At 49.0% G+C, this 12,311-nt stretch carries 13 protein-coding genes; 5 read left to right on the top strand and 8 right to left on the bottom strand.

What is annotated here, in order from left to right; translation table 11 throughout:
- The first annotated feature begins 16 nt into the window (after positions 1-16).
- From galE to ACTJJS_RS17655, 5 genes are all read left to right on the top strand, one after another.
- Positions 17-1,045 (top strand): UDP-glucose 4-epimerase GalE, encoded by a 1,029-nt coding sequence (galE, locus tag ACTJJS_RS17675; RefSeq protein WP_168870372.1) that lies wholly within the window; start codon positions 17-19, stop codon positions 1,043-1,045.
- A 51-nt stretch (positions 1,046-1,096) separates the two neighbouring features.
- Positions 1,097-2,059, top strand: a complete 963-nt coding sequence (locus tag ACTJJS_RS17670) for a transketolase family protein (protein WP_168870373.1) — start codon at positions 1,097-1,099, stop codon at positions 2,057-2,059.
- Positions 2,060-2,292: 233 nt separating this feature from the next.
- Positions 2,293-2,850 (top strand): RNA polymerase sigma factor, encoded by a 558-nt coding sequence (locus ACTJJS_RS17665; protein ID WP_440664666.1) that lies wholly within the window; start codon positions 2,293-2,295, stop codon positions 2,848-2,850.
- Between the two features lie 100 nt (positions 2,851-2,950).
- Positions 2,951-3,673 (top strand): hypothetical protein, encoded by a 723-nt coding sequence (locus tag ACTJJS_RS17660; protein ID WP_440664665.1) that lies wholly within the window; start codon positions 2,951-2,953, stop codon positions 3,671-3,673.
- A gap of 6 nt (positions 3,674-3,679) precedes the next feature.
- On the top strand, positions 3,680-4,171 hold the full coding sequence (locus ACTJJS_RS17655; RefSeq protein ID WP_440664664.1) for a hypothetical protein: 492 nt from the start codon (positions 3,680-3,682) through the stop codon (positions 4,169-4,171).
- Positions 4,172-4,237: 66 nt separating this feature from the next.
- On the opposite strand, the gene ACTJJS_RS17650 is transcribed toward ACTJJS_RS17655, so the two are convergent.
- The 8 genes from ACTJJS_RS17650 to ACTJJS_RS17615 form a co-directional block, all read right to left on the bottom strand.
- Complete coding sequence (locus tag ACTJJS_RS17650; protein ID WP_247654850.1) at positions 4,238-4,588, bottom strand: nuclear transport factor 2 family protein; 351 nt, start codon at positions 4,586-4,588, stop codon at positions 4,238-4,240.
- 49 nt (positions 4,589-4,637) lie between these two features.
- Positions 4,638-5,495, bottom strand: a complete 858-nt coding sequence (locus tag ACTJJS_RS17645) for an AraC family transcriptional regulator (RefSeq protein WP_440664663.1) — start codon at positions 5,493-5,495, stop codon at positions 4,638-4,640.
- A gap of 23 nt (positions 5,496-5,518) precedes the next feature.
- A complete protein-coding gene (locus tag ACTJJS_RS17640) occupies positions 5,519-6,265 on the bottom strand; it encodes an MBL fold metallo-hydrolase (RefSeq protein ID WP_188097922.1) in 747 nt (248 codons plus the stop codon).
- A gap of 41 nt (positions 6,266-6,306) precedes the next feature.
- Positions 6,307-7,593: a rod shape-determining protein RodA gene (gene rodA / locus ACTJJS_RS17635; protein WP_440664662.1), complete on the bottom strand. Its 1,287-nt coding sequence runs from the start codon at positions 7,591-7,593 to the stop codon at positions 6,307-6,309.
- A gap of 31 nt (positions 7,594-7,624) precedes the next feature.
- A complete protein-coding gene (gene mrdA, locus ACTJJS_RS17630) occupies positions 7,625-9,562 on the bottom strand; it encodes a penicillin-binding protein 2 (protein ID WP_343744393.1) in 1,938 nt (645 codons plus the stop codon).
- A 118-nt stretch (positions 9,563-9,680) separates the two neighbouring features.
- Complete coding sequence (gene mreD, locus ACTJJS_RS17625) at positions 9,681-10,190, bottom strand: rod shape-determining protein MreD (protein ID WP_168870381.1); 510 nt, start codon at positions 10,188-10,190, stop codon at positions 9,681-9,683.
- The gene (gene mreC, locus ACTJJS_RS17620; RefSeq protein WP_168870382.1) at positions 10,187-11,074 is read right to left on the bottom strand and encodes a rod shape-determining protein MreC; all 888 of its coding nucleotides are present in this window, start codon (positions 11,072-11,074) and stop codon (positions 10,187-10,189) included. Before mreC ends, mreD begins: the two co-directional genes overlap by 4 nt.
- A 106-nt stretch (positions 11,075-11,180) precedes the next feature.
- Entirely contained in the window at positions 11,181-12,203 is a 1,023-nt protein-coding gene (locus ACTJJS_RS17615; RefSeq protein WP_078669179.1) for a rod shape-determining protein, read from the bottom strand.
- Positions 12,204-12,311: the final 108 nt, after the last annotated feature.

Here is a 12,311-nt window from a genome sequence, read left to right as displayed (position 1 = left end):
TAAATCTGAAATTATCATGAAGGTTCTTGTTACGGGTGGTTGTGGCTATATTGGCTCCCATACTATTGTAGATTTAATCAATCATGGCTTCGATGTGGTTTCTGTTGACAGCAACATCAGAAGTACCACCCAGTTGTTGGATGGCGTGGAAAAAATTACCGGCAAAAAAGTACGCAATTACAAAGTAGACCTTTGTAACCTGGAAGATACCCATGCTGTATTCCATGAAAACAGGGACATCGTAGGTGTGATCCATTTCGCTGCCCTTAAAACGGTCCCTGAATCTGTAGCAGATCCGTTGATGTACTTTCATAACAACCTCACCTCTCTCATCAATGTGCTGAAATGCATTAAGGAATTTAATATCCCCCACTTCGTTTTCTCCTCCTCCTGCTCTGTATACGGCAATACCACTGCACTGCCGGTTGTGGAAGAAACACCACTGGGCGAAGCACAATCCCCCTATGCACGCACCAAACAAATGGGAGAACAGATCATTGAGGATTATAGCCGGGTAAATGATACCCAGTCCATCCTGCTGCGCTACTTCAATCCGGTAGGCGCTCATCCGTCCGGCCTCATCGGCGAATTGCCCCTCGGCAAACCAGACAACCTGGTGCCAGTGATCACCCAGACAGCTATCGGTAAAATCCCGAAAATGGTGGTTTATGGCACCGATTACGATACCCGCGACGGTTCCTGTGTACGTGATTATATCCATGTGACTGATATCGCCAACGCACACACGAGAGCAATGCAGTATCTGATTGACCATAAAAATGCCTCCAACTGCGAAATCTTTAACCTCGGTACCGGCAATGGCGTTACTGTACTGGAAGCCATTAAAGCTTTTGAAAAAATATCCGGTGTAAAACTCAACTATACTACTGGCCCACGCCGCCCCGGTGACGTGATCGAGATCTACGCCAATAACAACCGCGCCAAGGAAAAACTCGGCTGGACACCGGAAATTGGCATCGAAGACTGTATGCGCACAGCATGGCAGTGGGAGGTAAGTCTCCGGAATAAAGTACTGAGCAACTAACTTCCTGATATTAAATGTTTACATTTACGCCTCAATTTTAAAAAGACCGCAATGGTAAAAGATATTCAACCGCTAAACGAAAAAGAAACCCGCGCCGGATTTGGCGAAGGCATCCTGGAAGTGGGCCGCAAAAATCCAAATGTTGTAGCTTTGACTGCCGACCTGCTCGGCTCCATGAAGCTGAATGCCTTTGTAAAAGAATTTCCTGATCGCTTCGTACAGGTAGGCATCGCCGAAGCTAATATGATCGGCATCGCCGCCGGCATGACCATCGGTGGAAAAATACCATATACCACCACTTTCGCCAACTTCTCCACCGGCAGGGTATATGACCAGATCCGCCAGTCTGTGGCCTATTCCAACAAAAACGTGAAAATATGCGCCTCCCACGCGGGCCTTACCCTTGGTGAAGACGGCGCTACCCACCAGATACTCGAAGATATCGGTATGATGAAAATGCTGCCTGGCATGACCGTGATCGTGCCCTGCGATTTTAATCAGACCAAAGCCGCTACCATCGCGATCGCTGAGCACGAAGGACCGGTATACCTCCGTTTCGGCCGTCCAAAATGGCCTAACTTCACCGCCGAAAACCAGGACTTCCAGATCGGTAAAGCACAGGTCCTTCATGAAGGCACCGATATCACCCTCTTCGCCTGCGGCCACCTCGTATGGATCGCAGTGGAAGCTGGTAAAATACTGGAAGAAAAAGGCTATAGCGTGGAAATCATCAACATCCACACCATCAAACCGCTCGACGAAGAAGCGGTGATCAAGTCCCTCAGCAAAACACGCTGCGCGGTAACTGCCGAAGAACATAACGTGCTCGGCGGCCTCGGCGACAGCATCGCCCAGGTAGCCGCCCGCCATATCCCTGTGCCCATCGAATATGTAGGCACCAACGATACCTTCGGCGAAAGCGGCAAACCCGTGGAACTGCTGAAAAAATACGGCCTCGACGCAGACCATATTGTGGCTGCTGCTGAAAAAGCCATACAGAGAAAGAAACAATAATCCACCCGGATAAATTCATTGCAGCCCATGGACGTGTGGTCCATGGGCTGTTTTCATTTAGTCCCGGGATTAAAGTCCCGGGCCACAAACAAATACTCCACCACCCCGTTAAACTTTTACATTTTCTACATATCATAGAAGAAACAATACTTTATACCATTATTAAAGTACCTGACAGCAAGATTTTTCTTTATATTCAGGAAAATAACACCTGTCCAAGAACCATTTAACCTATGGCCGTTACACAGGACGATAAAACATTGCTGGCACTATACCGGATGCCCGAAACCCGTGAACAGGGTTTTACCCTGATCATCCGCAAGTACCAGGAAAGGCTTTACTGGCATATCAGGCGACTGGTCATTTCACATGACGATGCCAATGATGTGCTGCAGAACGTTTTCATAAAAGTGTGGAAGAACCTGGAAAATTTCCGGGAAGACGCCCAGTTGTTTACCTGGCTGTATAAAATAGCCACCAATGAATGCCTGACATTCCTGGAACAACAAAAACGAAAATTCGCCATCTCCCTCTCTGACGTGGAAGACGGCCTTAGCAACAAACTAAAGGCAGATGTCCAGTTTGATGCCAATAAACTTGAATGGAAACTACAACAAGCTATACTACAACTACCTGAAAAGCAAAGAATTGTATTTAACTTAAGATATTACGATGAAATGCCCTACGAAGAGATGAGCAGGGTATTGGACACCTCAGAAGGAGCTTTGAAAGCATCGTACCACCATGCAGTCAGGAAAATCGAGGATTTTATCAAAGGAACGGATATCTGATCGTCTGTATTTCCCGATTTTAAGCCGTCTTTAAAGTTTTTTGGCAAAAGATTAAAATCTCATTAAACTATTGAAGCGGTGATGTGTCTAAAAATTGTATATGAACAAGCACGAACATATCAGCAATGAATTAAAGCAACTGGCGCCGGATGCCAACTGGCCCGCCGATGCGCCTTTTACGGTGCCGGCTGGTTATTTTGACCGGTTACCGGATGCAGTGCTGCAGCAGGTTCATTTACTGCAACCCAACCACGCGGGCGTACTTACACCCGATCTTCCTTTTACGGTACCCAACGGATATTTTGAGGCTCTTCCACAAGCCATCCTTCAACGGATACATGCTACTGAGGAAAACCCGGTCACAGCCGAACTGGAGGAACTATCCCCGCTGCTGGCCGTCATACCCAAACAGGTTCCCTTTACCGTACCCGCAGGATATTTCGGCTCACTGGCCGCCATCCCGCCGGAACCTGCTATGCCTTCGCTACGCATAGCACATCGCAACCCGGTCAGGAAATGGCTGAGATACGCCGTAGCCGCCTGTTTAATCACTTTCGCCGGAACCACGGCCCTGCTCTTCCTGCAACGGGACGGCAACTTTAGCGTGGAAAAACAACTGGAAAGGATCGACAACCAGGATATTGAATACTATCTCCAAAACCATACTGACGCTTTTGATAACGATGCTATCTTTGCCGGCTTTGCCGACGTGTCAGCTCCGGAAGCACTGCAACAACAACTGAATGAAGAAATTCCGCCCGCTGCCATCGAACAATACCTGCAACAATCATCGTTTTCCAAAGAGGTATTACCTAACCAGTAGTGATGCATGAAACGCTTTAATTTTAAAATAATAGGGATTGTCCTGCTTATGTTGACCAGTGCCATAACCCAGGCACAAAAGCCCGCATCTGACGAAGCAGCTGAAAAAATAAAAAACCTTCAGATGCAGTACCTCTCCCAGAAACTGAACCTCTCCGCTGATGAGGCAGAGAAGTTCTGGCCAGTATATAAAAACTATACAAAAGAAGTGGAAACACTCATCGCCGAACGCCACAACAAAAGGCAGCAGGACAGGGCACTCCCCGGCGACCCCGATGACATTGCCAGAAGAAATATGGACAATGACCTCGGCTACGAAAAAAGAATGTACGATATCAGATCAAGATATACCAACGAATTCCAACGTGTACTGCCCGCCCGCAAAGCCGGCGCAGTATTCAAAAGCGAACGCGAATTCAGGACCATCATGCTCAATCACCTGAATAACCAACGCCTCAACAGAATCAATCAGGGCGGGAACTTCAGGAAAAGACCTTAAACAATAACAAAAAGGGAGATCATGTTGATCTCCCTTTTTGTTACTTATACTAACCCATACTGATTTTTACTGTGCTTTATAGTGCGCCCTTACCTCTACCACCTTCCCGTCTTTCAACACCATCATTTCCGTGCTCAGTAAATTGTTGACGCTCTTGTAATACAGCACAACAGAATTTACGCCTTCCAGTATATGGTACAATTCAAAATGCAGGTCCGGATAGGCCGTCAATGCCCGGCTGAAATAAGCACGCAGGTTATCAACGCCGCGGATACAGCCTTCAGGGTCATTGTTGATTTTCTGGATAAAAGGAGAGTAAAAGACAATGTCTGGTGAATAGTGCGACATCACTTCATCGAGGTTATGGCTGTTCCAGGCTGCCACCCAGGCATTCCCAAAGGAGGTCATGTTTTCCATTATGATCGCTTTTTTTTGAAACGACAAGGTAGGGCATTTGTTGCCGGGATTATTTGCTGGAAAGCTCATTTTCCCCGCGGCGCCATTGCACGGGAGTCATCCCGAAACAACGGCGGAACTGCCGGTAAAAATGCGAAAGGTCCGCAAATCCGGTACTATAGGCAATCTCAGGGACAGGCTGTTCAGTGGTGCGCAATAACAGCGCAGACATCTGTAAACGCTTGGCCCATATCCATTGCATGGGACTGCATTGATAGGTTTCCCGGAAACGCCGCTTCAGGGTGGCCAGGCTCATGTTTCCCATAGCTGCTATTTCTTCCAGTAACTGCACTTCATGAATTCCTTTATGCAGGCGCGCCATCATTTGCTGCATAGGGACCGACGGCCTCCCGGCCAATGCCTGCTTTACAGTGATGGTTTCCCGCTGTAACAAATGCAATACCCGGTCCATCATATTTTCATAGGAGGGGGTGCTTCCGTCTTTCCGGAAATCACGCAGCAATGCCTGCGTCAGCTGTTGCCATTGAGAAGAAGGTGAAAGCGTCAAAGTAGCACCGGCCAGGTGTTTGCCGGTACCCGCAGCACTGTACTGCGTTGCCAGCAGGTCTGACGGCAGGAAAAAATTAATGCTGGCATAGTCTTCCGACGGTCGTAATATCTCCGAGCAGAGCACACTGCCCGATGGTATGAGAAACACATCGCCGGCCCGCAGGTGATGTACCTGCAAGCCGTCATATATTCTCTTTTCACCACGTACCACCAGGTTGAGCACCGGCTGTGGTATATACAGGCCATGAGCGGCGGCTTGCCGGTAATTGCTGTAAGCAGCCCAGCTCTGGCCCTCTTGCTCCCATGTCCTGATATGGTGTTGTCCTCTTAAGGTAAAGCGGTCATACAAGGTGTACATAGGTGTCTGCTCCTGCTCCTTTATCAGAATTTGGCAAATGGCTCTTTGGTATCATGATAGAAAAGGAAAGTCCATCCTTCCTGCTTACCACGCTCCATAAACTCCTGCCGCAGCTCCATACTGCGTTTGCCGTCATAGTCGTATTTAGCCACAAAACGGCTCTTCATCTGGGAAATCTGCGGTGCCACATCGCCCCCGAAAAAGACTTTGTCCTCTCCATCATCTACCAGAAATACCTGGTGATAAGGGCAGTGACCACCGGTCAGTTCATAATGAATATAACCGTCTATAGTGCCGTTGCCGGTCGTAAACACCACGTTATCGCGTTGTTGCAGCAATATGATGTCTTCGGCCAAGTATGATTTGCCGGCATGCTCCATAGCATACAGCATCTCTTCGTTATTCACATAATAGGTGGCATTTGGAAAGGTGAGGGTGCGCTCGCCGGTAATAGGATCGGCTGCAGATACGCCCCCTGAGTGGTCTTTATGCAAGTGGCTCATTAACACCTTCGTGATTTCCATGGGGTTGATGCCATGGTCTATCAGGTGCTGATGGATCTGCAATACACCGTCTTCATTGCGGAAACCAAGCCCGGCGTCAAATAATATATAGTCACGGTCAGTGATCACGAGAAAAGGCTGTATCTCTACCAGCAGAGAGCCGTGCGGACGGTCCTGCAGGTTATCTGTGCCCAGTCTGAAAGGAGAAAACCGTTTGGTAGCATCTACCGTAAATGAACCTTCTGATAATGGAATAATTCGTGCCATGATGCAAAGATAGCCCATTCACCATTAGGTTGCAGCCCCGGTTACCGCAACACCATCTGCCGGTCGGCGTCCAGCCGCAGCATAATAAATATCAGCATGGTGAAGGTCATCAGCGAAGAACCGCCATAACTCACCAATGGCAATGGGATACCAATCACCGGCGCCAGACCAATGGTCATCGAGATATTGATCGCCAGGTGGAAGAAGATAATACTGGCCACCCCATAGGCATATACGCGCGAGTAGGTCGATCGCTGTCGCTCTGCCACAAATATGATCCGGAAAAGCAAGGCCACATACAGGCCCAGGAAGATCACACTGCCCAGGAAGCCAAAGTCTTCCCCAACAGTACAAAAGATAAAGTCAGTACTCTGTTCCGGTACGAAGTCAAAACGGGTCTGTGTCCCTTTCAGGTATCCTTTGCCCCAGAAGCCGCCGGAACCAATGGCGATCATACTCTGCCGGGTGTTGTAAGTTGCCTTGGGATCATTTTCCTTGCCCAGCATCACCTCAATACGACGCACCTGATAGTCCTTCAACACCTTGGTAAATGCAAAAGGCACCACAAACATCACGAACACGGAACAGAAAGCATATACGCCGATGATGACAAGCAAACGAGACCGTTTCCGTTTGATCTCCCGTCGCATGAAATAGATGACCAGCGCGGTGATCACTGAGAAGATCGTAAACAGCACATATTTGTCTACCAGCAGGGCAGACAATACCAGCACGATACCGGAGAAGGCTATCACCAGCAGGATACCAGGCAGCCCTTCGCGGAACATCACGAGGAAAAAGGAAAAATATACCAGCGCCAGCCCCGTTTCATCCTGCAGAATGATGATGCCTGCAGGGATCAGCGCGATGGCAGCGGCGATCAGCCGCGACCGCAACTTGGTGAAGTCTGTTTCCTGCGATGACAGGTATTTGGCCAAAGCCAGATTGGTACAGAGCTTCGTCAGCTCCGCGGGTTGAAACTGGAAACCGCCGATCACCAGCCACGAATGAGATCCTTTTACGTCCTTACCAATGCCCAATACCAATAGCAATAGTAATAAACCGCCTGCGTACAACAGGTTGGAGGTGGCCGTAAAGAACTTACTGTCCGTCAGCCAGATAATGGCCGCCAGCACCAGCGACACGCCAAACCACATCATTTGGCGCGAATAGTTTTTATTCAGGTGGATAATATTCTGCCAGACGTTATCATCGCCCCGGTATTCCGCAGCAAAGATGGACATGATGCCGATGATCACCAGCGCCAGGTACAGGCCTACAATCGGCCAGTCAATCCCTTGTGTCAGTTTGGCTTGCGAGCGGTTCATGAGCGGTTGCGTATGTTTATTTCGTTGTTAGTTATTTAGTTCCGTTTTTCTTGATAATGGCGCTGTTGTTCAGCGAGTCCAGTTTTGATTTAGCCACCATGGCCGGGTCCAGTGTCACCGTTTCCATTACGGTTTTCATCAGGGCCTGTCTTTTGGAGGAGATGGAGTCCTTCAGGTATTTCTCCATCATGAGACTGGCGATAGGTGCCGCGTAACGGGCGCCGAAGCCGGAGTTCTCCACAATAACGGCCACGGCTATACGGGCATTTTCAGCCGGTGCAAACGCCACAAATGCGGCGTGGTTTTTCAGTTTGGTCCGTTTACCGTCAACGATGCCGTAGTTTTCGGCCGTACCGGTTTTACCGCCGATGGTGATGCCTTCAATCTGGGCCACACGGCCGGTACCGCTTTCCACCACGTCTGTCATACCATGGATTACAGCGCTGTAGGCGGTATCAGAGATATGCGCCACCACGTGTTTTTCCTTGTATTTGTCGAGTAAATGGGTATCGTCGTTATCAATGCTCTGCACAAAGTGCGGGATGTAGTAGGAACCGCGGTTGGCCACAATACACATGGCGTTGGCCATCTGTAACGGTGTCAGCGTCAGCTCACCCTGACCGATACCAAGGAACACGGAAGTACAGGAGTTCCAGCTGCCTTTATACATTTTATCGTAGAACGCGGGCGTAGGCACAATACCACGGGCTTCGCTGGGCACGTCCACCCCGATGCGGTGACCGAAGCCGAAGCTGTTCATGTAGTCGGACCATTTCTGGAGCCCACCCGAACGAATGCCGCCAAACTTGGCCGCGTCCACGCTCAGGCGATATACGTGCGAAAAGTACGAGTTACAGGAATGGGAGAGCGCCAGGCGCAGGTTGGCAGCGTGACCGGCATCATGGTGTTCGCACTTGATGGGCCTGCTACAACCGTAGTAAGCGCCGCCACAGGGATATCCAAAGCTGGGCGTGATCACGCCTTCGTCCAGCCCCACCAGCGCGATCATCGGCTTGAAAGTGGAGCCAGGCGGGTAAGTAGCCTGAATAGCACGGTTGAAGGTCGGTTTCGTGGTATCACGGTTCAACAGCACCGAGTTAGTGCTACGATAGGAACCGGTAAGCAGATTGGGATCGAAAGTAGGCGCGCTTACCATGGCCAGGATACCACCTGTTTGCGGGTCGATGGCCACAATACTGCCCATTTTGCCTTTCATGAGTTTTTCCCCGAACTGCTGTAATTCAATATCGAGTGACAGGCGCAGGTTTTTACCGGCAACAGCGGCGCTATCGAATTCACCGTTTTCATAGGCGCCCTGGGGCCTGTTCAGGTTGTCTTTCACGAGGTACTGTATACCACGTGTGCCCATGAGCACTGCTTCATAAGTCCTTTCAAGTCCGGCCAGGCCGAGGTAGTCACCTGAGTTGTAGGAAGAATAAGCTGTGTCTTTGAGGCGTTCGGGCGAGATCTCTCCGATATACCCCAGGATATTGGCCGCCGCCGAATAGGGATAGGAGCGTATCTGACGGGGCACCAGCTCAAACCCGGGCTGGAAGAGGTACATGCTCTCCTGAAGCTGGCCGAACACTTCAGCTGGCAACAGTGGCGCAAAAACCGACTGTCTTACGCGGCCGTTTCTCACGATCGCGTTGACAATACGTTTCCGGAATTCTTCCTTATCGATGTTTAATATCTTACAGAGGTAGGCAGTGTCAATGTTTTTGGCGCTGGCCGGTGTTACCACCAGGTCGTAAAGCACGTCATTACTGAGGATAGCCCTGTTCTGCCGGTCGTAGATGATACCACGGCTGGGATATACCACTTTTCTGAGTACGGCGTTGGCATCCGCCAGCTTCGCGTACTTCTTCTCCACGATCTGCAGGAAAAACAACCTGGTAATGATCAGCACCACCATCCCAAGTATAATCGCCTGTATAACTCTTTTTCTGGGCTGATTAAAAACTGACATGCTATTGAGGACGGATAAATTTTAAAATGCTTGTCGTTGGCGGAAACAGCTGCCAACTTCCTTTTTTTCCGATGTATAAATTTAATAGTAATATTTGGCAAACGCTTCTTGCAGACTGCTATTTCTTTGTGAAAAAAAGCAATTCGTATAAAACGATTAAAATAAGGCTGGCAGCAGTAGAAAGCAGGATTTTCAGCATCAGGTACAATGGGTTGCCGAAGCCGAAAACTTCCAGGATAAAAAAGACCACATGGTGCAGAAACACCAGCACCGCCGCATAGATCAGAAACTGCGAAACGCCCATACTGGTCATGGACGGCGTTTTCTGAGTGGTTTCAAAGCCACCCTGGGGCGACAGGACATTGATAATAAACGGTCGCAGGTAAGCAATAAACACGCAGGCTGCCGCATGTATCCCCATGGTGTTGGAAAACATATCGAGGGAGATACCCATCAGGAACCCAAGCAACATCACCACCGGGCGCGGCAGGTTAAAAGGCAGCGCCAGGATGAAAAGCATGTACAGATAAGGGCTCACCAGCTGGTGGATCAGTATCTTGTTGAGCACAAACACCTGTATCAGCAACAGGAATGCAAACCGGATAATATTTCTTAACAGTATACTCATTTAATCAACTTGTAAGTTGAGTCTTCTAGTCGTTGTTGTTCATCTTTCAGCAGATTTTCTATCACGTACACATATTGCACATTATAGAAATTCGTGGCCAATCTCAGACGGATATTGTAAGAGGTGCCGGCTTTATCCGACATCATCACCGTGTCTACGTAGCCAATGGGGATATTTTCGGGAAACAGTGCTGAAAAGCCGCTGGTGACCACGGTATCCCCTTTATGTACTTTAGCGCTCTTCGGGATATCCTTTAACTGGGCATAGGTGGCATTGTCGCCGTCCCAGTGTACAGACCCCATTTCCTTGCCCTGGCCCAGCCTGGCGCTGATAGACACCGAGTTGGATTTGGAAAGCATGGAAAGCACCACTGCATAGTTATCGCTCACGCTTCTGACCACGCCTACCACGCCGCTGCTGCTGATAACGCCCATATTGGGACGGATACCCTGCAGGCTGCCGCGGTGGATAGTCAGATAGTTGATGGGTTTGTTAACGGAGTTATTGATCACCTTAGCCTCAAAGTACTTATAGCGGCGGACCTGGGTGCCGATCACCCGGTGAAGGGTATCGTCGCTGTATTGGCGGATCGTATCTATTTTGAGGCCGGTGCCTGTCACTACAGAATCAAAGCTGGTGCGAACGGCATTGTGCAGGCGGGTATTTTCCGCTACCAGGCTGTCGTTGGTAGCTTTCAGGTGAAAGTAATATTGTACGTTGTTGTATTTGTCGTACAGCTTCCCACTAATATCATTGGCGGAGTTAAGGTAGGCAGATCGCTGCAGGTTATTGTTCTGGAATACCAACACAATACAAATCACTTCCAGCAGCAGAAATAAGAAGAAGTTGAAATATCGCCTAAAGAAAATGATTAAATTCCGCACAAGCGCGAGTCATTTAGAGATTTTATTATTTAGCTATTTGGTCATTTAGAGAGTCCTTTTCCCAAGAAATCTCTAAATAACCAAATAGCCAAATACCTAAATAGGTTTATTGCATCAGGAACGGATATTTGCCCACATGTTTCAAAGCGATGCCAGTACCTCTTACTACGGCACGCAGCGGATCATCTGCTACATGTACCGGCAGTTTGATTTTCTGGGCAAGGCGTTTGTCCAGGCCGCGCAGCAGCGCACCGCCACCGGTCAGGTACAAGCCTCTGCGGTAAATATCTGATGCCAGCTCCGGAGGCGTTGTTTCCAGCGCTTTCAGGATGGCTTCTTCGATTTTAAAGATAGATTTGTCCAGTGCTTCGGCGATCTCCTGGTAAGATACCATGATCTGTTTAGGGATGCCGGTCACCAGGTCACGACCGTTAACCGGGATATCATCTGGTGGGTTGTCCAGCTCTTTCAGTGCCGATCCGATATGGATCTTGATCTGTTCGGCTGTCCGTTCACCGATTAACAGGCTATGGTAACGGCGGAGCGCTTCCATAATATCAGCGGTGAATTCGTCACCGGCGATACGGATGCTCTGGTCGCACACAATACCTGCCAGGGCGATCACAGAGATACCGGTGGTACCACCTCCGATATCGATGATCATGTTACCCACTGGTTCTTCCACGTCGATACCGATACCCAGGGCAGCGGCCATTGGTTCGTGCAACAGGTACACTTCCTTGGCGCCCGCCTGCTCGGCAGAGTCACGTACCGCTCTCTTCTCCACTTCAGTAATGCTGGAAGGGATACAGATCACCATACGCCAGCTGGGAGCAAACAACGGCTTTTTAGGATAAACCATTTTTATCAGTTCCCTGAGCATACCCTCAGCGGCATTGAAGTCCGCGATCACACCATCCTTCAGGGGACGTATCGTTCGAAGATATTCATGTGTTTTTTCGTGCATCATCATGGCCTTCTTACCTACGGCCACAATTTTACCGCTAGCCCGTTCTATCGCTACAATGGAAGGCTCGTCCACAACCACTTGGTCATTATGTATTATCAGCGTGTTCGCTGTACCCAGATCAATCGCGATTTCCTGCGTTAAAAAATTAAAAAATCCCATTGTTGATACGGTCAAAAATTAGAATGCAAAAATGAATAATTCTAACGAATATACGATGCAAAAAGTGGATATTCTTGCAATAATACGGCTAAATATTAAAAAAAGTTA

Origin of the sequence: Chitinophaga sp. 22308 (genome assembly GCF_052045305.1) — a bacterium.
Lineage (GTDB): Bacteria > Bacteroidota > Bacteroidia > Chitinophagales > Chitinophagaceae > Chitinophaga > Chitinophaga varians_A.
This window is presented reverse-complemented; position numbering and strand designations above follow the sequence as displayed.

Excerpts from the sequence above, each read along its gene's own strand:
- ACTJJS_RS17645 (WP_440664663.1), bottom strand. The coding sequence starts at position 5,495 with ATGTACACCTTGTATGACCGCTTTACCTTAAGAGGACAACACCATATC.
- ACTJJS_RS17655 (WP_440664664.1), top strand. The coding sequence starts at position 3,680 with ATGAAACGCTTTAATTTTAAAATAATAGGGATTGTCCTGCTTATGTTG.
- galE (WP_168870372.1), top strand. The coding sequence starts at position 17 with ATGAAGGTTCTTGTTACGGGTGGTTGTGGCTATATTGGCTCCCATACT.
- mreD (WP_168870381.1), bottom strand. The coding sequence starts at position 10,190 with ATGAGTATACTGTTAAGAAATATTATCCGGTTTGCATTCCTGTTGCTG.
- ACTJJS_RS17650 (WP_247654850.1), bottom strand. The coding sequence starts at position 4,588 with ATGGAAAACATGACCTCCTTTGGGAATGCCTGGGTGGCAGCCTGGAAC.
- ACTJJS_RS17615 (WP_078669179.1), bottom strand. The coding sequence starts at position 12,203 with ATGGGATTTTTTAATTTTTTAACGCAGGAAATCGCGATTGATCTGGGT.
- ACTJJS_RS17665 (WP_440664666.1), top strand. The coding sequence starts at position 2,293 with ATGGCCGTTACACAGGACGATAAAACATTGCTGGCACTATACCGGATG.
- rodA (WP_440664662.1), bottom strand. The coding sequence starts at position 7,593 with ATGAACCGCTCGCAAGCCAAACTGACACAAGGGATTGACTGGCCGATT.
- ACTJJS_RS17670 (WP_168870373.1), top strand. The coding sequence starts at position 1,097 with ATGGTAAAAGATATTCAACCGCTAAACGAAAAAGAAACCCGCGCCGGA.
- ACTJJS_RS17640 (WP_188097922.1), bottom strand. The coding sequence starts at position 6,265 with ATGGCACGAATTATTCCATTATCAGAAGGTTCATTTACGGTAGATGCT.
- mrdA (WP_343744393.1), bottom strand. The coding sequence starts at position 9,562 with ATGTCAGTTTTTAATCAGCCCAGAAAAAGAGTTATACAGGCGATTATA.
- ACTJJS_RS17660 (WP_440664665.1), top strand. The coding sequence starts at position 2,951 with ATGAACAAGCACGAACATATCAGCAATGAATTAAAGCAACTGGCGCCG.